Raw genomic sequence first — 22,424 nt, 5'->3', positions numbered from 1 at the left:
GCGGTCAGCTCGCCGCGGCCGCGGGCTGCGGCTCCTCGACATAGTGATGCACCAACCAGGATGACAGCACCGCCGGCACGAAGCCAACCAGGCCGTACAGGATGAACTGGGCAGCGCCGGAATCCGACCCGCGCGAGCCGTAGGTGAAGGCGGCGAGGATGAAGGCGAATGCGCCAACCAGCAGCATCCTCAGCGCCGGCCTGATCCGTTTCACGTGGATCAGGATGTCGTCGACCGCGCCGATCATCAGCGAGGGCAGGAAGCCGAACAGATAGCTGTATTGCAGCGTCTTGAAGAACACGACGAACAGCTTGCCGACCTCACCAAGGCTGGTCTGCGTCCAGTAACCCGACTGGTAGGTCGTCGTCAGCAGCAGCAGAAATCCGCCCACGAACGGACCGACGAGCGCAAACACCAGATAGCGTTTCATCACGAACTCCTCATACGCCGAGGGCTTTATAGCAGCGCGACGGGAACCTTGGATAGCGGTCACGGGCTGTCAGGGGGAACAAGTGGCAAGGCGACGAGTTCAGACATGACCTGAAATTCACCTGTCAGATGTGGAGCCGCCGATGTCTCGGAAACTGGTCTTGCTGGCGACGATCACCCTCTCGGCCCTCGGCGGCCTGTCGAACGCACCCGCCCTCGCGCAAGGCCATATGGGCACGCCGCAGGAGCAGCAGGCCTGCTCGCGCGATGCCTCGCGGCTGTGCCGCAAGGAGCTCGGCAACGACGGTGCGGTTCAGGGCTGCCTGCAGGCTCACCGCGCCAAGCTCTCGCGATCGTGCAGCAAGGTGTTCGCGAGCCACGGGATGTAAGATCGGCATGTGAGATCGGCGTCGCATTTTGCGTGACGGTCGCGCAACATCTGCGAATTCCTTCGCATCTCCCATTGAAGCGTCGCGACTTTCGCGCATACTCGAATCGGGCGGCGCAGCACTTTTCGATTCGAACATCAAGAAATCGAGCGACCACACGCGGGATTGAGGTTCCGGCGTGAAGGCTGTGACATGCGGCAGAGCAAGCCGCGTGCGGCGCCCCAAAACCAAGTGGTTCAATCCACGGAACTCGGGGACGCATTCTTCATGACACGCTACCAGACCATCGCCTCGCCGCTCAAGACGGCAGCTTCGCTGTTGGCCTTCGCCGCCACCGCCTTCACCCTCCAGACATCACCCGGCCTCGCCTTCTCGTCCGAAGCGCAGCAGATGTGCACGGGCGATGCGATGCGACTATGCTCCAGTGAAATCCCCGACATCCAGCGCGTCAGGGCCTGCATGGTGCACAAGCGGGCGCAGGTCAGCCCGGGCTGCCGCGCCGTGATGGACCGCGAAGCGGCCGCTGCCGCTTCATCGCGCAAGCGGGAAGCGGCAGCGCAATAGCGCTGACAAATCTCAAGCAGATAGCTGTCGGACGGGAAGGGTTCGCCTCTCCCGGAGGGAGAGGTCGGAGCGCATCGAAGATGCGATCCGGGTGAGGTGTTGCACTCTCACGAAACGCTGCGGCCCCTCACCCGGATTGCTGCGCAATCCGGCCTCTCCCCGCTGGGGAGAGGTAGGCAAGCCTCACTCGCCCCATTGCGCGAAGGCGTCGTTGAAGGCGCGCTCGCCGGGAGCGCCCTTCTCGATGGCGATGATGGCGCGGCGCTGGTTGGCGTAGACAAGCGGCACGTCGAACCAGGAGCGCTCCTTGAGGAGCTGGATGTTGCGGCTGCGGTCGGCGTCGACGTTGGAGAGACCGACCAGGAAGAAGCCGTCGGTGACCTTGACCGCGAGCCCTGCGAGCGGCGTGCCGCGCGCCTGCTCGTTCGACTTCATCAGGATGCCCGGCACGTTGGAGACGCTGCCGCCCGGAAAGTCCGGCGGCAGGATGAAGGTCAGTTCGGCCGTATGGCTCGCCGGCAGCGACGAGTCGGTGTTGCGGCGGAACGACATCGTCATCTTGAACTTGCGATCGGGAATCTCGATGTCGGCGCGCACGGCGACGTCGGCCTTCTGGTTGCCCGACGCCTTGATCGGCTCGAGCCGCCACACCACCGAGCCGACATATTGCTTGCCCTTCGGATCGGACGGATCCTCGTCATAGAGCACGACCTTCTGCGCCACCGGCGCGACCGGCTGGTCGCTCGCCGAGGGCTGGCCGACGCGATCCGGGATCTTGGGCTTGCTCTGTGGCTGCGAGGCATCCTTCGGCGCCTCCACCACCTGGGTGGGCGACGACTTGAACAGATTGGTCGCTGTCTGGACCAGCGACTTGCCCCACAGGATGCCGGCGCCGACCAGGATCAGCACGATGCCGATGGCAATCGCGCTCTTGAACGGGAACACCGAGCCCTTGCCTGCACGTTTCTTGACGTCGCGATCGGCCGTGATGCGCGGACGCGGCGACGGCGGCTGCGGCGCGTAGCGCTCGGCCTCCTCCATCGCTTCGTCGTAGGAATAGGGCGCATCGGATTCGGCCGCGCGGTTTTCCAGGCTCGGCTCGAGCCGGTCGAATTCCGGCGAGGGCGAAGGGACGTTGGCGTAGGTGCGGCGCGCGGCACGGTTGGCCTGCGCGGCGGCGCCGCCGAGATCGTTGACGTCGGCGGTGATGTCGCGGAAGCCGCGCACACCCGGGGCCGGCGGCGGACCGCCCTCCGGCGGGCGGCGCGGAGCAGAACGACCGGCCGGTGGTTCCGGCGGAGCGGGCTGGCGGGGCGCATCGAAACGGGGTGCGCGCGGCGGGCGCGGTGCCTCGCCCTGGTCGTCGCCGCCGGTCGGCGCGCGGTCACTGCGCGGCGGCGGTGCTGCGGGACGCGCGCGCGGTGGCGCGGACGGCGGAGCCGATGCCGCCGGGTTGTTTTCGGTGGCGCGGGCACTGGCCCTGCGGAACGCATCGCCGCTGCCGCCACCGCTGCGGGCACCGCCTCCGGGGCGCGACGCCTCGCGGGCACGCTGGGCGGCCTCCGATTCGACCTTGCGAACGGCCTCTTCCAGCGACAGCCGTTCGCGGGTGATCTCGGATTCCGAGAGGGGCGGCTGCACGCTGCGCAGCTGCGCGATCAGGGCCGTGCGCGCCCGTTCATAGAGCGCGCGCCGGCTTTCGCCGGGAGCGTTGGGGTCCAGGGCGGCAATAGCGCGGGCGATCAGCGGATAGTAATCAGCCATTTCAACTCAACTATACCCGCGTCCTGGTAAGAGATCGTTAAGCCTCAAACGGGTTTTGCACCAGGATAGTATCCTCGCGTTCGGGGCTGGTGGAAAGCAGCGCGACCGGGCACCCCACCAATTCCTCGATCCGACGGACATATTTGATGGCCTGCGCCGGCAGGTCGGCCCAGGACCGCGCATTGGCGGTCGGCTCCTTCCAGCCCTCGATGGTCTCGTAGATCGGCTCGACCCGGGCCTGGGCGCCCTCGCCGGCCGGGAAATGGTCGATCTCCTTGCCGTCGAGCCTGTAGCCGGTGCAGACCTCGATCGTGTCGAAGCCGTCGAGAATGTCGAGTTTTGTGAGTGCCAGCCCGTTGATGCCGCAGGTGCGGACAGCCTGACGGACGAGGACCGCGTCGAACCAGCCGCAGCGGCGCGGCCGGCCGGTGTTGGTGCCGAACTCACGGCCGCGCTCGCCGATCTTGCGGCCGATCGCGTTGTCCTGCTCGGTCGGGAACGGGCCCTGGCCGACGCGGGTGGTGTAGGCCTTGCACAGGCCGAGCACGTAGCCGACCGCGCCCGGTCCGAGGCCGGCGCCGGTCGCGGCCTGCGCCGCGACCGTGTTGGACGAGGTGACGTAAGGGTAAGTGCCGTGGTCGACGTCGAGCAGCGCACCTTGCGCGCCCTCGAACAACATCCGCTTGCCTTCGCGGCGCTTGATGTCGAGCAACCGCCACACCGTCTCGGCATAGGGCAGAAGCTGCGGCGCCAGCGCGCTGAGTTCCTTCAGGATCTCCTTGCCGTCGAATTCCGGAAGGTTGAGACCGCGGCGCAGTGCGTTGTGGTGCGCAAGGAGACGGTCGATCTTGTGCGGGAGCGTGTCGAGGTCGGCGAGATCCATCAGGCGGATCGCGCGGCGGCCGACCTTGTCCTCATAGGCAGGCCCGATGCCGCGGCGGGTGGTGCCGATCGCAGTTGCCGCATTGGACGATTCGCGCAGCGCGTCGAGTTCTCGGTGCAGCGGCAGGATCAGGGTGACGTTCTCGGCGACGCGCAGGTTTTCCGGCGAGACCGCAACACCCTGCGCCCTGAGCTTGGTGACCTCGTCGAGGAAGGCGGCGGGATCGAACACCACGCCGTTGCCGATCACCGACAGCTTCTGGTCGCGCAACACGCCCGAAGGCAGAAGCGCGAGCTTGTAGGTCGTGCCGTTGATGACCAGCGTATGGCCGGCGTTATGGCCGCCCTGGAAGCGGACGACGATGTCCGCCTGCTCCGACAACCAGTCGACGATCTTGCCCTTTCCCTCGTCGCCCCACTGGGCGCCGACGACGACAACATTGGCCATTCGCGGGTAATCCTTCGAAGAATTTAGAGTCGCCCACCCCAATTCCCGGCCTGGAGCCGTTCCTGCGCGGGGCAGCCAACCGGATAAAGGAAGCAGCCTCTCTAGGCAAGCAAGAACGGGGCTTTTTTCGGGCGCAAGGCGCGATCCAAGCCCTTGATATCCCCTAAAAATCCGTCCTGCCGGACGGACCCTACGACGTTAGGCGAGGATGCGGCCGTCGACCACTTCGATGATGCGGTCGCAGCGTCGTGCCAGGTCCATATTGTGGGTGACGAGCAGGAAGCTCGTTCCGCTGTCGCGATTGACCCGCCGCATCAGTTCGAACACGGCATCGGCCGATCTGGTGTCGAGATTGCCGGTCGGCTCGTCCGCCAGCACGAGGTCCGGGCTCATGGCCAGCGCGCGCGCCACCGCGACCCGCTGCTGCTGGCCGCCCGACATGTTGTTGGCGAGGTTGCCGGCGAATTTCTCCAGCCCCACTTGCGCCAGCAGCCGATCCGCCCGCGCCTCGATGTCCGCGCCGGGAAAGCCGCGATCGACCAGCATGGGCATCATGACGTTCTCACGCGCCGTGAAGGCCGAGATCAGCAGGTGATACTGGAACACGAAGCCGATGGTATGGCCGCGCAGGCGGGTGATCTCGGCATCGCCGAGGGCAGCCGTGTCCTGCCCCTTGATCAGCAGCCGACCCGAGGTCGGCTGGTCCAGCAGGCCCACGATGTTGAGCAGCGTGCTCTTGCCGGAGCCCGATGGGCCGATCAGGGCGAGAAACTCGCCGTGGTCGAGCTCGAGATCGATGTCGTGCAGCACTTCGGTCTCGGTCGGCAGGCCGACATTGTAGGCCTTGCACACCCGTTCGAGCTTCAGGATTGCGTCAGCCACGGATCGCCACCACCGGATCGAGCTTGGCCGCGCGTACCGCCGGCGCCATGGCGGCCAGGATGCCGGTGACGGTGGCGAGCAAGGCCGTGTAGAGGAACAGCGATCGCTCCAGAATCAGCGGAAACAATTCGGTGCCGTCGGCCTGGCGGGCAACCGAATGCCAATACACGAGCGCAAACGCGCCCATGGCTGCGCCGAACAGCGAGCCGACGAAGCCGAGCAGGCCGCCCTGGACCAGGAACACGCGCAGGACCTGGCCGCGCGAGGTTCCCATCGCACGCAGGATGCCGATGTCCTTGGAGCGCTGGATCACCGAGACGATCAGCACGGCTGCGATGCCGAATGCGACCGAGAGCCCGACGAACAGACGGATCAGGGTGTTGGTATTCTGCTGAGCCTGCACCGCGGTGAAGAACTGCGCGTTGGTCTTGATCCAGCTGTCGGCCTCGACCACGTTGGCGGCCTGAATCCGCCTGGCGATGTCCTCGGCCGCATAGATGTCGCTGACCGTGATGTCGATCGTCGTGATTCCGCCGATCATGCCGAGCAGCGACTGCGCCGTGCGGAGCGCGGCATAGCAGACGCGCTGGTTGACGCTCTTGTTGCCGAGGTCGACGATGCCGGAGATCGTGAGCACGCGCGTCGCGCCGGACGCGGCGCGAATGTTGAGCTTGTCGCCGACGGTCGCTCCCAGATCCTTCGCGAGCTCGATGCCGACGATGATGTCCTCGCTGGTCAGACGAGCTTCCCCGGCGACGACATAGTCGGGGACCTTGACGATCTGGAAGTAGGAATCGGGCTCGACACCCGACAGGTTCACCGAGCGGCTCGCGTCGCCGCGCACCGCAAGCACCGAGCCGAGGATCGTCGGCGAGACCGTGACAATCTCGGGCATCGCCTGCATCTGTGCCCTGATCTTCGGCCACTGATCGATCGAGATCACCCGCTGGCTGGGGCGCTGCACGATCGCGTCCTCGATCTCGCCTGCGGCGTTGCGCAGCGGGCGGGCGACCTGATCCGGCGAGAGCAACTGGATCTGCGGCTGCGAGGTCAGGACGCGCTTGATGAAGTTCGCCTGAAGCCCCGCCAGCATCGCCGACATGAAGACGATGACGCCGACGCCGATCGAGATGCCGCCGATGATGAAGATGGTCTGGAGCCGGCCTTCACGCAGGAAGCGAACCGCCATGGTCCATTCGATCGGCAGCCAGCGGTTCATTGCAGCACGGACCGCACGCGCTGCCCGGTCAGAATGCCGGAACTTTGCGGGATCGCGACATCGCCGGCCGCAAGACCTCCGGTGATCTCGACTTGGCTGTTGCCATGCAGCCCGATCGTCACCGCCCGCCGAGCGGCGCGTCCATCCTTGATGCCGAGCACCCAGGGATTGCCCGACAGGACGTCGTGGACCGAACGTAATGGCAGGGTCAACGCATTGTCGCGTGCGGCGACCTCGACATCGACCGAGACGGTCATGTCCTGGCGCAGATAATCCGGCGGATCGGCGACCGTCAGCTTCACCTCGACGGAGGCGCGCGAAATATCGATGCCGGGGTTGATGTAGGTGATCGTGGCCGGGAAAAGCCGGTCCGGATAGGCATCGGCCGAAGCAAGAGCCTTCTGTCCCAGCGATATCTTGCCGAGATTGCGTTCGTCGATCTGCAGCACGAGCTGCAACTCGCCGGCCGGTGCAAGCACCAGCAGGGCCTTGCCCGGCTGCACGACCGTGCCGCGCTCGACACTGCGCGAGATCAGGACGCCGTCGCGGGGAGCCGTAATCGTCGCATAGCCAAGACGGGACTCCGCGGTATCGAGATTCGCTCGCGCCTGGTTGGCCTGGGTCTGCGCCATCACGTAGTCGCTGCCGCCGGGGCTCGCGGTATAGACCTGAAACTCGGCTGCGCGCTTCACCGCGCGCGCGACGTCGAGCGTCTTCTGCGCGTCATCCAGCGAAGCACGCGTCGCGTAGCCATTGCGTTCGAGCTGGGCGGTACGGTCATAGCTCTGCTGGGCGTTGAGCAGCGTCGCCTCGGCCTGGGTCAACGCCGCCCTGGCGGATGGCAGCGTCAGCTCATCGAGTTGCCTGATGCGCGCCTCCGCCTGCGCCACCGCGCCCTGCGCCTGCACCATCGTCGCTCGCAATTCTCGCGATTCCAGCGAGATCAGTGGCTGGCCATTCCGGACCTTTTCACCCTGCTGCACCAGCACGTCCTCCACCGTGCCGGTGATCTGGCTGCCAATCTCGACGCGGTACGGCGTTTCGACGTGGCCGCTTGCCACGACCGTCTCGATGAGGCGGCCAAGCTTGACCTGGTCCACGACAATTGCCGGCCCGAGCAGCACCCGAACCCCTTGCCAGATGCCGAACCCAAGCAGGCCCGTCACCGCGAGGATGAACCATTTGTGACTGAGAAATCCCGACCACAGACTGGCGACGGAGAACCGTCGCCTCGGCTGCGGCAGCACGACAGCTTGCTCGACCATGATCGCGACGCTAGCGCGCCTGCGGGTTTCGAGATTGTTCTAGGTCAAGAGGTTACGCCGAATTTAGGGCCATCTGCCGCGTCAGGACGACTGAAACCGGGAGCTGGGCTTGCTGGAAAGTCAAAACCGTCGTGACACCCTTTTCTGGCGTTCGTCCCCGCTCGAGCTCTGCAGCCGGCTGGGGTGCGGGCTCACGGGCCTGACCGGGGCCGAGGCCGCCGAACGCCTCGACCGTTTCGGGCCGAACAGCGATGCGCCGCCGCGTATCGAGGGTGCCGCGCGCGCGATCCTGCGCCGGCTGCTCGAACCGCTGTCGCTGATCCTGCTGGTGGCCGGCGTCATCTCGATGCTGACGGGCGACGAGATCGGCGGTCTCATCATCGTTCTCATTCTCGTGCTTTCGATCGGCCTCGACACCGTCCAGGAGGGCCACGCGATCCGCGCTGCCGAGATTCTCCGCCGCTCGGTCGCGCTCAAGGCCGAGGTCAGGCGCGACGGCGCATTCTGCGAAGTCGACGTCGACCGGGTCGTGCCAGGCGACATCCTGCGCGTTCGCGCGGGCGACATCGTTCCGGCCGACGCGTTGATCCTGGAGGCTACGGCGTTCACCGCGGGCGAAGCCGCGCTCACCGGCGAGCCCTATCCGGTCCAGAAGCGCGCCGGCGCCCCTTCCACGCCCGACGACAGCTCGAACGCACTCTTCCGTGGCGCGGTGGCGCAGACCGGCGAAGCCATCGCGCTCGTCGTCAAGACCGGACGTGACACCGTGTTCGGCGCGGCGGCCGCAGCTCTCGCCGAAGCGCAGGCGCCTTCCCCCTTCGAGCGCGACCTGCGCGAATTCGGCTTCGTGATCGCGCGCGCCACGCTGGCGCTGGTGCTGGTCGTTCTCACAATCCGCGTCGTGTTCGGCCGCGAGGTGCTGGACTCGCTGCTGTTCGCGGTCGCGCTCGCGGTCGGGCTGACGCCTGAATTGCTGCCGATGATCACGACGGTGACGCTGTCGCGCGGCGCGCTGCGCATGGCCGGGCGCAAGGTCATCGTGAAGCGGCTGGCCGCGATTCACGATCTCGGCGCCATGAGCGTGCTGTGCACCGACAAGACGGGCACGCTGACCTCGGCCGAGATCACGCTCGCCAGGAGCCTCGATGCCGCCGGCAGGGACGACGCGCGGGCCGCGCAGCTCGGCGCCATCGCGGCATCGCTGGGCGGCGATCGCGGCTCGCTCGATGCCGCCCTCGTCGCCGGCCGGCCGGACGCCGCCCAGGGATGGACGCTCGCCGGACGGCAGGCGTTCGACTTCTCGCGCCGGCTGGGATCGGTGCTCGCGACCGGCCAGGAAGGCGCGCTCCTGATCGTCAAGGGCGCGCCCGAAGCCGTGCTCGCATTGTGCGCGATGAACGAGACCGCGCGCGACGCGGCGATGGCCCGCGTCCACGCGCTCGCGACCGAGGGCCTGCGCACCGTGGCGATCGCCTCGCGGGCCTGGAGCGGCGCGCTGCGCGAGGTCGAGACCGACGACGAAACCGACCTCGTCTTCGAAGGTCTCTGCGCCTTCGCCGATCCGCCGAAACCGACGGCCGCAGCCGCCATCGCCCGGCTCGCGGCGGCCGGCGTGAGCCTGAAGATCCTGTCGGGCGACGATCCCGTGGTGGTGAAGCGGCTTGCCGGGCTGGTCGGGCTCAATGCCGAACGCGTCCTGTCGGGCGCCGACATCGCAGAGCTCAGCGACGAGGCGCTCGCCGTGCAGGTGCGCTCCGCCGATGCGTTCGGCCGGCTCGCGCCCGACCAGAAATCGCGCATCGTGAAGGCGCTGCAGGCCGGCGGCGAGGTGGTTGGCTTCCTCGGCGACGGCATCAACGACGCGCCGGCCCTGAAGGTTGCCGATGTCGGCCTTTCCGTCGATGGCGCCACGGGCGTGGCGCAGGCCGCCGCCGACATGATCCTGCTCGCGTCGGATCTCGAAGTCGTCGCCGACGGTGTCGAGGAAGGCCGGCGCACCTTCGCCAACATCCTGAAATATGTCCGCATGGGCGCGAGCTCGAACTTCGGCAACATGCTGTCGATGGCGGCGGCCTCGATCGTGCTGCCGTTCCTGCCGATGCTGCCGACGCAGATCCTGCTCAACAATCTGCTCTACGATCTCTCCGAGCTCGGCATCCCGTTCGACCGCGTCTCGGCGCAGGCGACCGCGCAGCCGCAGGTGTGGAGCATGTCGCACCTGGTGCGCTTTGCCGCGATCATGGGACCGCTCTCGTCGGTGTTCGACTTTCTGACCTTCGGCGCACTGCTGTACCTGTTCGAGGCGTCGCCGGATGAATTCCGCACGGCCTGGTTCGTCGAATCCATGGCGACGCAGATTCTCGTGATCTTCGTCATCCGCACCAAGGGGCGGCCCTGGCGCAACTGGCCGGATCCGGTGCTCGCGGTCTCTTCGCTGGTCGCCCTGCTCGTCGCGATGGTCCTGCCGTTCACGCCGCTCGGGACCTGGTTCGGCTTCGTCGCGCCGCCGCCGATCATGATGGCCGGCATCGCGCTTCTCGTGGTCGTCTATCTCGCCTGCGCCGAGTTGCTGAAGCCGCTGGCGATCCGCGCCGGCCGCAGGCCATGAAGGTTCCGCCGTTTCGCCCGCGCATGATGGCGATGCGCCCCGCGCCATTGATATCAGTCCGGTTTCCGTGTCTTTGAGGATGCCGGGCCATGAGCCGGCCCGGACGCCGCCGGGCCGGGAGCCTCGGCGCATGACGCGGGGCCACAACAATCACAATGTCCGCCACCGGCCAGACCACCAGCGCCGACACGTCCGGCCAGCACTGGATTGCCAACCAGCCCTATCTCCTGCTCAGCATCACCGCGCTGTGCTGGGCCGGCAATGCGGTCGTCGGCCGCCTCGCCGCCGGCCACATCCCGCCGGTGACGCTGTCGTTTCTGCGCTGGACGTTCGCCTTCCTGCTGGTGCTGCCGTTCGCATGGAAGCACCTCGTCCAGGACTGGCCCGCGATCCGCGACAAGCTCGGTCTGATGATCGTGCTCTCGATCACCGGCATCGGCGCCTTCAACACCCTGCAATATTGGGCGCTGGAGCACACCCAGGCGCTCAATACCCTGCTGCTGCAGTCGGCCGCGCCCCTCGTCGTGGCGCTGTGGTCGCTGGTCATCCTCGGCATCCGTCTCACCGTGGCGCAGGCCTTCGGCGTAGCTCTCTCGATGTGCGGCGTGCTGATCATCCTGCTGCACGGCGATCTCACCACGCTGTCGAACATCGCCTTCAACAAGGGTGACCTGATCTTCATCGTCGCGCTGATCATCTTCGCGCTCTATTCGGTGCTGACCCTGAAGCGGCCGCCGATCCACGGCCTGTCGTTCCTCGCCTTCACCTTCGGCGCCGGCGCGGCCTGTCTCATCCCGCTCGAGATCTGGGAGTTGTCCGCGCGCCCGGTCATGAAGCTCGACGGGCCAAACCTGCTCACACTGTTCTACGTCTCGGTGTTTCCCTCGACGCTCGCCTATCTCTGCTTCAACCGCGGCGTCCGCCTGATCGGCGCCAACCGCGCCGCGCCCTTCTTTCACGTGGTGCCGGTATTCGGCTCGATCATGGCGATGGTATTCCTGGGCGAACACCCGCAGGCCTTCCACTTCATCGGCTTTGCGCTGGTGCTGTCGGGCGTGTTCGTGGCGTCGCGGAAGCAGGCGAGTTGAAACAATAAAAGCGTCATCTCTGCCGCAGCGGCGTTGCAGTCCGCCGCAGGTGGCCGTTCGGGTTCCTTGCAATTTCTCCGGGATCAAGGTTCAATACGCCTATTGCTTCCGATCCAAATCCCAACCTCGATTGTCAGGGAGAGGCGCATGGGCGCGTTGATGGCAGAGGACGATATTTATATCGGCCCGTTGTTTGATCTGTTCAATTTGAGGTTTGGCCCGGAGCAAACAGATGTGGAGCTCACGGCCGGGGGCACCTCCGAGATCAAGGCCCTGCAGGCCGAGTTCGATATCTTCCGGCCGGGACGGACATTCGTCGAAAGCGCCAAGCTGCTTGGCCTCGGCGGGCTGCACAACAATCGCGCGAAGAACCGCTGGTTCAGCCTGCTGACCTGGCTCGCCAGGGTGCCGTCGGACCAGGACGGAGAAACCGGCGACCAACGCATCGTGAACGCCCTGATCAAGAATTTTGCGCGCAAGCCGCCGCTGCCTTGCTTCATGAAGGCCCATGATTCCCGCGGCCCCGACGGGCTGCGGGTCATCGTTCGCGAGGACAAGCCGATCTTCTACATCGATCGAACCTACCTCACGATCTCGCTGCCGATGGCGCCGAACGTACCGCCCAAAGGCAAGGGCGGCGGCAAGAAGAAATCAAAGAAATAGGCGGATCGATGCGTGCCGCCGTCGCCGCAAGGGAGCATGCTCCTCCGGGCGACGGAGGGCTGGCCGGAATCTATGCCGGTATCGCGGCATATTATTCGGCAAAGATCGCGCGCTTCGGCACGACGCCCGAAGGCGTGGACTGGACCTGCCAGGCCACGCAGGAGATGCGTTTCGTCCAGCTCCTGAAGCTGTGCGACTTCGCATCGCCCTTCTCGCTGAACGATTTCGGCTGCGGCTATGGCGCGCTGATCGCCTATCTCGACCGCCGGCACGGCGGCTGCGCCGTCGACTATCTCGGCATCGACGTCTCGGATGCGATGGTCCGGCGAGCGCGGCGGCTGTGGCGGGGCCGCAGCAACACGGCCTTCGCCCTCGGCCATGCCAGCCCCCGAACGGCCGACTATGCGATCGCCAGCGGCATCTTCAACGTCGCGCAGGATCAGCCACGGCACGACTGGGAGCGCTTCATCGCGGCGAGCCTCGACGAACTCCATCGCAGCACCAGGCGCGGCTTCGCCGTCAATTTCATGAAGCTTCCCGCAGGTGCGACCGGCCGCCACGGCCTCTACACCACCGACACCGCGTCCTGGGCGCGCGACTGCGCCGGCCGCTTCAATGCCGCGGCCGAAGTGCATGACGGCTACGGATTGATGGAGTTCACGCTCATCGTGCGTAAGGTCTAAGGCGCGACGGATCAGGATGAGCCGTCGTCACGCCCCGACCGACAGCCGCCGTCGCGCTTCCTCCAAAAGCCGCCGATAGATCCCCGCTCCGGTCAGCTCGATCAGCGCTTCGGCGCGGTCGACGAGGCGGGCCACCTCCTCGTATCCGCGCAGATCGTTGCTTGCCGCCGCATGCGCGGCGGCGAGCGTGATCGTCGCCCGGCATTCCGGCAAGCGGGCGTGGCGCTCCTGGGCGACCGCGATCGCTTCCCGGGCCTTGTCGATGGCCGCCGCATGGGCGCCCGAACGCAGACGATAGTCGGCGATGCTCGCAAGCATCTCCGGCTCGATCTCCATGGCGACACTGGCCCCGCGGACGAACTCGACGCCCTCAGTCAGCGTCGGGATCGCCGCCTGATAATTCTGGGCAATGCCCTGCGCCGTTCCCATGCAGGCCAGCGAATAGGCGCGCAAGTACGGGCTGGCCTGGCGCGTGGCCTGCTCGACCACATGCCAGGCATGGGTCGAAGCCATCGCGGGATCGCCGAGGCACCAGGCGAGATCGACGTGCCCGAGATTGGCGATGAACTGCACGGTCGGATCGATCAGCGCCGGATCGATGGCGAGGATACGATCGAAGCACAGCCGCGCCTCGTCGAAACGCCCGAGCCGAACCAGGATCCGGCCGCGCAGGCTGACGATCCAGTGCTCGACATTGTAGCCCAGGAACTGGTGCTCGAACTCGGTGATCGCGGGGACGCCGGCAAGCGCCGCATCGCTTGCCGCGAGCGCTTCGCGCAGCAGGCCCGCCCAGCCATAGGCCTGACTGAGCGAAGCATTGAGCATCGCGGCCCGGCCGGTGAGTTGACGCGCTTCCGTCAGCGCCAGCGCCTCCTTGACCGTGTCGACATAGGCATCGGCCTGCCCGCCGCTCGCGCCCGCGATCCGTCCTTCGACGAACAGCAGCAGCGGGATCATGGAATCGTCGCTGTCCTGCGCCCATTCCAATGCTTCCTGGATGAAGGGCCTCGCGTCCTCCGACGTCATGCCCTCGCGCCAGCCTAGCCAGGCGATCTGGCTGCTGGCCCTGATCCTGAGGGCGTCGACCGCCGGGCTGCGCGGCTGCCCCGCCTTCAGCGCACGCACCTTGTGCCAATGCCGGATCGCTTCCGCCGGATTGGTCGAGCCGATCCAGCGCGCAGCGCGCGCGGCATGTTCGGCGGCGGCGTCGACTTCGCCGGCCTGCTCGAAATGGTGCGACAGCAGGGCCGCAAACTCCTCGAGCCGCTCCGGGTGGAATTGCTCGATCGCCCGCGCCACGCGCGCGTGCAGGAGGGAGCGCCGCGCGCGCAGCTGGGTCGAATAGGCGACCTCCTGGATCAGGGGATGACGGAAGCTGTAGCCGTGGGCGTCCTGGCCGCTGCGCGCCTGAAGCATCTCGCTGGAACAGAGCCGGAGCAGCGTCGTCTCGAGCTCAGCGGCAGGCAGGCCCGACACGCTCTGGAGGACAGCGAGCTGAAACTCCTTGCCGATGATCGCGGCGGTGTGCAGCAGGTCGCGATCGCCCGGCGCCAGCCGATCGATCCGCGCGCCGATCACGGCCTGTACCGTCGGCGGCAGCATGTCCGAGGTGCCGGAGAGTCCGCGCCGGTAGTCGCCCTGCTCGCCGACGATGGCCAGATGCTCGACCAGAGAGCGGATCAGCTCCTCCGCAAAAAACGGGTTGCCGCCGCTGCGCTCCGCGACACGGCGCCGAACGTCGAAAAGCCCGTCCCCGAGCCCAAGCAGCTCGTCGACGAGATCGTCCGTGTCCGTCGGCGAGAGCTCCGCCAGCTCGATCTGCTGGTACCGTGGCCCGCGCATCCAGGGTGCGAAATAGGCCGGCCGAAAATTCACGATCAGGACAGTCTTGGTGGAGACCACCGCGTCGACGAGCGTCGCGACGAACTCCTCGCTCGCCGGATCGAGCCAATGCAGATCCTCGATGATGATCACCGACGCCGACGCACCGCGCTGGCGGATCATATGCCTGACGATCTCGAGCAGACGGACGTTGCGGGCGCGCGGAGCCATCAAGGGGGGCGGGCCCTGGCCGTGCCTGATGCCGAGAAAATCGCAGACCAACCGCAAGTCCGCCTCGAAGCCCGAACCGAGTTCGGCGAGGCGCGTGGCGATCTGCTTCACGGCCAGATCGGGATCCTCGTCCGGCGAGACGTTGAAATAGGTGGAGCGCAGGAACTCCAGCACCGGCTGCAGCGGCGTTGCCGCGCCATAGGGCTGCGCACGGGCTTCGAACACCGGAATGAGACGCGCGCGGCACCATTCCGCGAACTCGTAGCACAGCCGGCTCTTGCCGGTGCCGGGCGGGCCGACGATGCCGGTGACGCGCGAGCCGCCCGTCTCCACCGCCGCCAGGGTCCGCTGCAGCAGAGTCATCTCGCGCTCGCGCCCGCGGAAGGTCGCCAGGGCGACGCCGCGGAATTGCTGGCTGGCGACCGCAGGCTTGAGGTTCTTCAGGAGATAAAGCTCGATCGGCTCCGGTACGCCGCGCAGGCGATGACGGCCGAGCGGGCCGACGTCGCAGAACGAGCGCACGAGCCGGTAGGTCTCGTCGGTCAGGCAGATCTCGCCCGGCTCCGCCTTGGCCGGCAGGCGGCTCGCCAGATGAATGGTGAGGCCGTAGGCGCCCTGCTCGGTGACGGTGTCGACCAGCGGGGCATCCGCGACGATCTCGCCGGAATGCAGGCCGATGCGGACCGACATGGCATCGTCGCGCCCGCGAAACGTGTCCCGGATCGCCAATGCCGCCTCGCAGGCCAGCAGGGCGTGCCCCTCCTGCGCGCGCGGCGCGCCGAAAAAGGCGAGGATTCCGTCGCCGAGCGTGCGCACCACGGTCCCCTCGAACCGGCTCACGGCGTCGCACATCGCATCGAGCGCGGGCTTGAGGCGCTGCATGGCGTCTTCGGCAGTGAGCCCGGCAACGATCTCGGTCGAGCTGACCAGATCGGCGAACAGCACCGTCACCTGCTTCAGCTCGCCCCGAACCGGCCTGGCGGAATGCCCAACCGGTGCCGGAATCGGCCTGCTCGTTGTGCCCAGCGCCGTGCCGCACGCCCCGCAAAAGCCCGAGCCGGGCGGGCTGAGGTGATTGCAGGCGGGACACGCCATCGGCAGAGCCGAGCCGCAGCCGTGACAGAAGCGATTCGTCGCCGGATTGTCTCCGCCGCAACGCTCACAAAGCATCTGATCCCCGAACGAAAGCCATGATCGGCCAGGAAAAAGCATCACCGCGACGCCTCATGCCGGGCCGGCAATGCCCCGACAGGTGCGCCGCCCGCTAAGGCACCATCTTTGGCCCCCCTACGCAACCGATTAGTTCACATTTGGCACCCAACCCGTCGAAGCTGTGACGAAAAGTCGGGGACTTCGTTCCAGGTGCGTCCCTGGTCGCGAGGGGCGACGTCAGCCGCCGCCAAACTTGCTGTAGGCTTGTTCGGTCGCGATGATGACATGCTCGGCGCAGCCGTTGAGGCGATGCGGGTCGGCCTCTCGCTCGTAGGCCTCCGACGTCATCATGTCGAGAAAGGCCGCCACCGACGGATAGAACACCAGCGCGACGAAATCCCAATCGTTGCCCGCGTGCGGGCCGAGCGCGACCGCCTTGGCCTCCCCGGTCCATAGCAGCGTGCCACCGCGCGCCTTGATCATGGGTACGGTGATCGCGCTGTAACGCAGATAGGCGTCCCAGCCCGAGCCGTCGCCGTCGCGCGAACGCGCATGAAAACGCATCAGGTTCAGCATCACCACCGGCGCATGCTGATCGAGCCCTTCCAGGCCCTTTAAGTTCAACATATTGACCGCCAATGGCACCTCCTCGGGTCTTCGCTGCATTGTAGCATTGCGGCGGCGTGACTTGTGTCACGACGGCGAACCGGCGCAAGCTCTCATTCGACGCCAATGACGATCGCTTCGCCCGCGCCACCAGCCACGAATCCGGCTAGCTGGCTCAACAACCAGCCTTATCTGCTGCTCAGCCTGAGCTCGCTGTTCTGGGCCGGCAACATCGTGCTCGCGCGCCATGTCGGCGCGCATGTGCCGCCATTGACGGTGACGACGATCCGCTGGTTCGGCGTCTTCCTGATCCTGCTGCCGTTTTCCTGGCCGCATCTGAAACGCGACTGGCCGGCCTTGCGCAAAAGCCTGCGGCTGATGCTGTTCCTGTCGCTGGTCGGCTTCGCCTTCAACAACGCGATCTCGTACTGGGCCCTGCAATACACCGAGGCGCTCAACGCGCTGCTGATCCAGTCGGCAGGTCCCCTGTTCGTGGCGCTGTGGTCGCTGGTGCTGTTCGGCGTACGGCTGACCGGGGGGCAGCTCGCGGGCATCGCGATCTCTCTGATCGGCGTGCTGGTCATCATCCTGCGCGGCGACCTCGCGGCACTGGCGAGCATCTCGTTCAACAGGGGCGACATCATGTTCGCCTCATCGCTGGTGGCGTTCGGAATCTACTCCGCCTTCATCCCGCGCCGGCCGAAGGTTCACCAATTGTCGTTTCTGTCCTTCACCACCTGCTGCGGCGCCCTGATGCTGCTGCCGACGGCCGTCTGGGAGGCCTGGAGCGGCAATGTCATCCAGTTCGACACCGTGACGCTGGCGACGCTCGGCTACATCCTGATCTTTCCCTCGACCCTCGCCTATCTCTTCTTCAACCGCGGCGTCGCGCTGATCGGACCGAACCGCGCCGCGCCGTTCTTCCACCTGGTGCCGGTGTTCGGCTCGGCGATGGCGATCCTGCTGCTCGGCGAGAAGCTGCAGCCATTCCACCTGATCGGCTACGCGCTGGTGCTCGCCGGCGTCGTCATCGCCTCGCGCCAGGGCTCGGCGGCGAAGTAACGAACCGCTGAAGAAGCCCTGCGCTGCCTCGGGAGCACGTGAACTCAAAACGAAAAGGTGGGCACGACGCTTCGCGTCGTTGCCCACCCTACGAATTCAGCGCAGGAACTTACGCCGCGCGCACCTTGGCGAGGAAGCTGTCCACCGCGCTGCGCAGCGCGCCGGACTGGTTGTCGAGCTCGCGGGCATTGGTCAGCACGTCGCCGGCCGCAGTGCCGGTCGCTTCGGCAGCCGAGGTGACGCTGCCGATATGGGCGTTGATCTCGCTCGAACCGGTCGCAACCGACTGGATGTTGCGGGCGATCTCGCGGGTCGCCTCGCCCTGCTGCTCAATCGAGGCCGAAATGCCGGCGGTGATCTCGCTCATCTCGGCGATGGTCTGGGTGATGCCGCCGATCGCAGCGACGGCGTCGCTGGTCGAGGTCTGCATCGCCGCGACCTGCGCGGAGATTTCCTCGGTCGCCTTGGCGGTCTGGTTGGCCAGCGCCTTGACCTCGGAAGCAACGACGGCGAAGCCGCGACCGGACTCACCGGCACGCGCCGCCTCGATGGTGGCGTTGAGCGCGAGCAGATTGGTCTGCGCCGCGATCGAATGGATGAGCTTGACCACTTCACCGATCTTCTCGGCGCCGGTGGAGAGCTCCTGCACCGTGGCGTTGGTACGCTCCGCATCGTTCACGGCGCGGCTCGCCACTTCCGTCGAGCGCGTTACCTGGCGGGAGATCTCCGCAACGGAGCTCGACAGCTCTTCGGCGGCAGCCGCGACCGTGCCGACATTGCCGGAGGCCTTTTGCGAGGCCGCGCCGACGGTCGCCGCCCGCGACGAGGCATCGCTGGCGCTCGCGGTCATCGACTGCGCCGTCGACTGCATGCCGGCCGCGGCCGAGGAAACCGAGCGGACGATGCCGTTGACGCTGCGTTCGAAGTCGTTGGCGATGTCCTCCATCGCGCTGCGGCGCTCCGCCGCGGCTCGCTCCTTCGCCGCCGCGTCGCTCTTCTCGATCTCGCGGATACGAACCGCGTTGTCCTTGAAGATCTGGACGGTCGCCGCCATCACACCGACCTCGTCACCGCGGCCGACGCCGGGAATGTCACCCTCGAGCTTGCCGTCGGCGAGATCCTTCATGCGGGTCCCGAGCAGCGACAGCGGACGGCTGATGCTGCGGCCGATCATCCAGGCGACGCTGCCGGCGACGATGACGATGCCGAGCATGGCAAGGCCGAGCAGCCAGTAGATCGGGCCCATCTTGGCGTCGATGTCGGCGAGATAGGCACCCGTGCCGAGATACATGTCGAAACCGGGCACCGCGACGGCATAACCGATCTTGCTGATCGGCGTTTCCTGGCCGGGTTTCACATAATCATAGTACAGCAGGATCGAGCCGTTGGCCTTGACGCCGTTCATCAGCTCGAGCGAGAGCTTGCGGCCGTTGGTGACGACGTCCATGCGGTTGGTGCCGATCTGCTTCGGATCGGGCGCAAGCTGGGTGATGCCGTCATAGGACGTGCCGAACAGATAGCCCGAGCCGTTGTCGTAGGTCATCGAATTGCCGTAGCGACGAAGCTCGGCCATGGCCGCATCCTTCGTCATCTCGCCGGCGTCGACACGCTTCTTCAGCGCGGCCGCATAGTTGCGGGCGAGATCGACGATCGCCTTGGTCTGGTCGATACGCGCATCGACCATGGCGCGCTTCATCAGGTAACCAGCCAGAACTCCGGAGATACACAGGCCGAACAAGGTGACGCCGACGAGGATGCCAAGCTTGGGAACGATCTTCAGATTGCTCAACTTCAAGGGATGGACTCCGGAGAAAAGGGATGCGGGCATGCGACTGAAACGATCGAATTTGAATCAACTCTTAGTGTGAGACCCCTTATCAAGTTACTTACGGGCCTCCGTAGAAGCCCGGACGACGACGCCGAAAACGGCAAAATATCGCGGCTTCAGCAACCGGGAATTGTACGCGGTCGCGCCGATTTCGCGTAAAAGACGCAAAGGCCCGTTCGAGAAGGCCGGGTCGCAACAAGAACCGACAAACCAAATCGGGAGCAGAAAATGCCGAAATACAGGGTGGTGACGCCGAAGGGTGCGAGCTTCACGGTCGCGGGCAGCGATTACTCCTACGAGCGCGAGGCGCTCGATCCGATCGATGCCGAGATCGTCGAGGCGCCGGCCAACGAGGCGGAGTTCATCGCCGCCGCGAAGAACGCCGATGCGATCTACGCCAAGGGCATCCCGATCACCAAGACCATCATCGACGCGATGGAGAGCTGCAAGGTCATCACGCTCGGCTCGGTCGGCGTCGACAGCGTCGATGTGAAGGCGGCAACCGCGCGCGGCATTCCCGTCACCAACATCCCCGACACCTTCATCGAGGAAGTCGCCGACCACGCCATGATGCTGCTGCTGTCGGGCTTCCGCCGCCTGGTCGAGCAGGACAGGATGGTGCGCACCGGGCGCTGGGCCGAGGGCCGGCCGGCGCTCCTGAAGATTCCGCGTCTGATGGGCCAGACGCTCGGCTTCGTCTCGTTCGGCCGCGTCGCCCGTGCGGTCGCAAAGCGCGCAGCCCCCTTCGGCCTGCGCATGATGGCCTACGATCCCTTCATCCAGGAAACGCTGATGTGGGACCACGGCGTCATCCCAGCGACGCTGAACGAGGTGCTGTCGCAATCCGACTTCGTCTCGATGCACGCTCCTGCCCGGCCCGAAGTGCATCACATGCTGACCGAGAAGCATTTTCGGCAGATGAAGAAGGGTTCGATCTTCATCAACACCGGGCGCGGCGCCACGGTGGACGAGGAAAGCCTGATCAAGGCGCTCCAGGAGGGCTGGATCGCGCATGCCGCGCTCGACGTGCTGGAAAAGGAACCGCCCTCGCACAACAACCCGATCCTCGGCATGGAGAACGTGACCCTGACCGCCCATGTCGCCTCGGCCTCCGCACGGTTCGACGAGGCGCGCAAGCGGCGCGTCGGCTACGAATTGTCACTGGTGCTCCAGGGCATGTGGCCGGTAAGCTGCGTCAATCCGTCGGTGCTGCAAGACACCGCGCTCCGCCGCTGGCAACCTGTCGGCATGGACCGCGGACCGAACAGCTAAGACGGCCGGCGCAACGCGCGTCGAAAGACCGGCAAGAGACTGAAACGGCCCTTCACCGGCGATCAACGCCGGGAAGGGAGACATAACAGGGAGGAACTGATGAGGAACGACATCACGCGTCGTGATGCCTTGGCGCTGGGCCTGTCCGCTGCGACGGTCGCCGCGACCGGTGTTGCAGCGCACGCTCAATCCGCGATCAAGGCCGCAGACGTCCCCGCTCCGAAACTGCCGATCGAAAAGGGCGCGAGCCTGCGCATGCTGCGGCCGGTGCGCTTCGTCCAGGCCGACGAGGACGTGTTCCGCGCCAATGCGGCCAAATTCACCAAGGAGACCGGCGTCGAGGTCAAGGTCGATTTCGTCGGCTGGGAGGACATCAACCAACAGACCGCGGTCACAGCCAATTCCGGCGCCGGCCCCGACATCATCATCGGCTTCTCCGATGCACCGCACATCTATATCGACAAGCTGATCGAGCTGACCGATATCGCCGACTATCTCGGCAAGAAGTATGGCGGCTGGCTGAACCTGGCGAAGGCCTATGGCAAGAAGGCCAAGAGCGATACCTGGATTGGCCTCCCGTTCGGGGCCTCCGGCGGACCGCTGATCTATCGCAAGTCCGTGCTCAAATCCGTCGGGTTCGACAAGGCACCGGATGACCTTCCTGGATTCCTCGACCTCTGCAAGAAGCTGCAGAAAGCCGGCAAGCCCGCCGGCTTTGCGCTCGGCAATGCCGTGGGCGACGGCAACGGTTTTGCCGACTGGATGATGTGGGCGCACAACGCCGCATTGCTGGACGAAGAAGGCAATGTCACCATCAACAGCAAGGAGACCATCGCGGCACTGAACTACGTGAAGGAGCTCTATCCGACCTTCATCGCGGGCACGACGTCCTGGAACGACGTCAGCAACAACCGCGCGTATTCGGCGCAAGATATCGCGCTGACGGCGAACGGCGTCTCGCTGTACTTCTCGCTGAAGAACGATCCGGCGACCGCGGCGATCGCCGAGGATTCCGAACATCAGGCGTTGCCGAAAGGTCTTGCACCGGTCTCGCCGATGTCCGGGCTGACGCTGAACGCCATGGTGTTCAAGCACAGCCCGTATCCAAACGCCGCAAAGGCGTTCCTGCAATACATGCTGGAAAAGGACCAGTACGAACCGTGGCTCAACGCCAACAGCGGCTACTGGTCGCAGCCGCTGGCAGCCTATGCCGATGCGGCGGTGTGGAAGGGCGATCCCAAGGTCGCAATCTTCAAGGACACCATGAACAGCAACTACTACGCCGGCTACAAGGGGCCGATTTCGACCGCCACCGGCGCTGTTCGCGCGGACTATGTCACGGTGCAGATGTTCGCCTCGGTCGCAACCGGCGCAGCGACGCCGGAGGCCGCAGCCGCAGAGGCGGAGCAGCGCTGCAAGCGGTACTTCCGGCGGCAGAGGTAACGGCCGAGAGGCCGTCATAGCGAGCGAAGCGAAGCAATCCAGAATCCCTCGGCGGATACAGTCTGGATTGCTTCGCCGCACTGGCGCAAAATTGCTTCGCAATTTTGTCGCAGGCTCCTCGCAAT

At 66.0% G+C, this 22,424-nt stretch carries 18 protein-coding genes; 9 read left to right on the top strand and 9 right to left on the bottom strand.

All coding sequences use genetic code 11. From position 1 onward, the window contains the following. Positions 1-4: 4 nt before the first annotated feature. On the bottom strand, positions 5-430 hold the full coding sequence (locus tag XH90_RS06180) for a DUF5413 family protein (protein ID WP_194479703.1): 426 nt from the start codon (positions 428-430) through the stop codon (positions 5-7). A gap of 142 nt (positions 431-572) precedes the next feature. On the opposite strand from XH90_RS06180, the gene XH90_RS06175 reads away from it, so the two are divergent. Both XH90_RS06175 and XH90_RS06170 read left to right on the top strand, forming a co-directional pair. Continuing rightward, a complete protein-coding gene (locus XH90_RS06175) occupies positions 573-818 on the top strand; it encodes a hypothetical protein (RefSeq protein ID WP_194479702.1) in 246 nt (81 codons plus the stop codon). 267 nt (positions 819-1,085) lie between these two features. Next, positions 1,086-1,382, top strand: coding sequence for a hypothetical protein (locus XH90_RS06170; protein ID WP_371748324.1), 297 nt, complete (start codon positions 1,086-1,088; stop codon positions 1,380-1,382). Positions 1,383-1,565: 183 nt separating this feature from the next. Here the strand turns inward: XH90_RS06170 and XH90_RS06165 are convergent, their stop codons facing one another. The 5 genes from XH90_RS06165 to XH90_RS06145 all read right to left on the bottom strand — a co-directional run bounded on the left by XH90_RS06165 (position 1,566) and on the right by XH90_RS06145 (position 7,842). Next, the gene (locus XH90_RS06165) at positions 1,566-3,146 is read right to left on the bottom strand and encodes a hypothetical protein (RefSeq protein WP_194479700.1); all 1,581 of its coding nucleotides are present in this window, start codon (positions 3,144-3,146) and stop codon (positions 1,566-1,568) included. Positions 3,147-3,183: 37 nt separating this feature from the next. Continuing rightward, the gene (locus tag XH90_RS06160) at positions 3,184-4,476 is read right to left on the bottom strand and encodes an adenylosuccinate synthase (protein ID WP_194479699.1); all 1,293 of its coding nucleotides are present in this window, start codon (positions 4,474-4,476) and stop codon (positions 3,184-3,186) included. Positions 4,477-4,674: 198 nt separating this feature from the next. Further along, the gene (locus tag XH90_RS06155) at positions 4,675-5,358 is read right to left on the bottom strand and encodes an ABC transporter ATP-binding protein (RefSeq protein ID WP_194479698.1); all 684 of its coding nucleotides are present in this window, start codon (positions 5,356-5,358) and stop codon (positions 4,675-4,677) included. Further along, positions 5,351-6,577: an ABC transporter permease gene (locus tag XH90_RS06150; protein ID WP_194479697.1), complete on the bottom strand. Its 1,227-nt coding sequence runs from the start codon at positions 6,575-6,577 to the stop codon at positions 5,351-5,353. The genes XH90_RS06155 and XH90_RS06150 overlap by 8 nt, the downstream gene beginning before the upstream one ends. Beyond that, positions 6,574-7,842, bottom strand: a complete 1,269-nt coding sequence (locus XH90_RS06145) for an efflux RND transporter periplasmic adaptor subunit (RefSeq protein WP_194479696.1) — start codon at positions 7,840-7,842, stop codon at positions 6,574-6,576. The genes XH90_RS06150 and XH90_RS06145 overlap by 4 nt, the downstream gene beginning before the upstream one ends. Positions 7,843-7,951: 109 nt before the next feature. Between XH90_RS06145 and mgtA the strand changes: the two genes are divergently transcribed. The 4 genes from mgtA (at position 7,952) to XH90_RS06125 (ending at position 12,884) form a co-directional block, all read left to right on the top strand. Then, the gene (gene mgtA / locus XH90_RS06140; protein WP_194479695.1) at positions 7,952-10,450 is read left to right on the top strand and encodes a magnesium-translocating P-type ATPase; all 2,499 of its coding nucleotides are present in this window, start codon (positions 7,952-7,954) and stop codon (positions 10,448-10,450) included. A gap of 155 nt (positions 10,451-10,605) precedes the next feature. Further along, positions 10,606-11,538, top strand: coding sequence for a DMT family transporter (locus tag XH90_RS06135; RefSeq protein WP_194479694.1), 933 nt, complete (start codon positions 10,606-10,608; stop codon positions 11,536-11,538). Positions 11,539-11,571: 33 nt separating this feature from the next. Beyond that, positions 11,572-12,201, top strand: coding sequence for a hypothetical protein (locus tag XH90_RS06130; protein ID WP_194479693.1), 630 nt, complete (start codon positions 11,572-11,574; stop codon positions 12,199-12,201). Positions 12,202-12,209: 8 nt separating this feature from the next. Continuing rightward, positions 12,210-12,884 (top strand): class I SAM-dependent methyltransferase, encoded by a 675-nt coding sequence (locus XH90_RS06125; protein ID WP_194479692.1) that lies wholly within the window; start codon positions 12,210-12,212, stop codon positions 12,882-12,884. Between the two features lie 27 nt (positions 12,885-12,911). Here XH90_RS06125 and XH90_RS06120 read toward each other — a convergent pair whose 3' ends face one another. Next, complete coding sequence (locus XH90_RS06120; protein ID WP_194479691.1) at positions 12,912-16,106, bottom strand: AAA family ATPase; 3,195 nt, start codon at positions 16,104-16,106, stop codon at positions 12,912-12,914. A 219-nt stretch (positions 16,107-16,325) separates the two neighbouring features. Next, a complete protein-coding gene (locus XH90_RS06115; protein WP_194479690.1) occupies positions 16,326-16,715 on the bottom strand; it encodes a DUF1330 domain-containing protein in 390 nt (129 codons plus the stop codon). Between the two features lie 105 nt (positions 16,716-16,820). Here XH90_RS06115 and XH90_RS06110 point away from each other — a divergent pair, with 105 nt between their 5' ends. Next, positions 16,821-17,756, top strand: coding sequence for a DMT family transporter (locus XH90_RS06110; RefSeq protein WP_194479689.1), 936 nt, complete (start codon positions 16,821-16,823; stop codon positions 17,754-17,756). A 109-nt stretch (positions 17,757-17,865) separates the two neighbouring features. Here XH90_RS06110 and XH90_RS06105 read toward each other — a convergent pair whose 3' ends face one another. Then, the gene (locus XH90_RS06105; protein ID WP_194479688.1) at positions 17,866-19,551 is read right to left on the bottom strand and encodes a methyl-accepting chemotaxis protein; all 1,686 of its coding nucleotides are present in this window, start codon (positions 19,549-19,551) and stop codon (positions 17,866-17,868) included. A gap of 261 nt (positions 19,552-19,812) precedes the next feature. Between XH90_RS06105 and XH90_RS06100 the strand changes: the two genes are divergently transcribed. Both XH90_RS06100 and XH90_RS06095 read left to right on the top strand, forming a co-directional pair. Further along, positions 19,813-20,856, top strand: coding sequence for a C-terminal binding protein (locus XH90_RS06100; protein ID WP_194479687.1), 1,044 nt, complete (start codon positions 19,813-19,815; stop codon positions 20,854-20,856). Positions 20,857-20,955: 99 nt separating this feature from the next. Beyond that, positions 20,956-22,299, top strand: coding sequence for an ABC transporter substrate-binding protein (locus tag XH90_RS06095; RefSeq protein WP_194479686.1), 1,344 nt, complete (start codon positions 20,956-20,958; stop codon positions 22,297-22,299). Positions 22,300-22,424 lie beyond the last annotated feature (125 nt).

The sequence above is a fragment of the Bradyrhizobium sp. CCBAU 53338 genome (assembly GCF_015291665.1).
In the GTDB taxonomy this organism is placed as follows: Bacteria; Pseudomonadota; Alphaproteobacteria; order Rhizobiales; family Xanthobacteraceae; genus Bradyrhizobium.
This window is presented reverse-complemented; position numbering and strand designations above follow the sequence as displayed.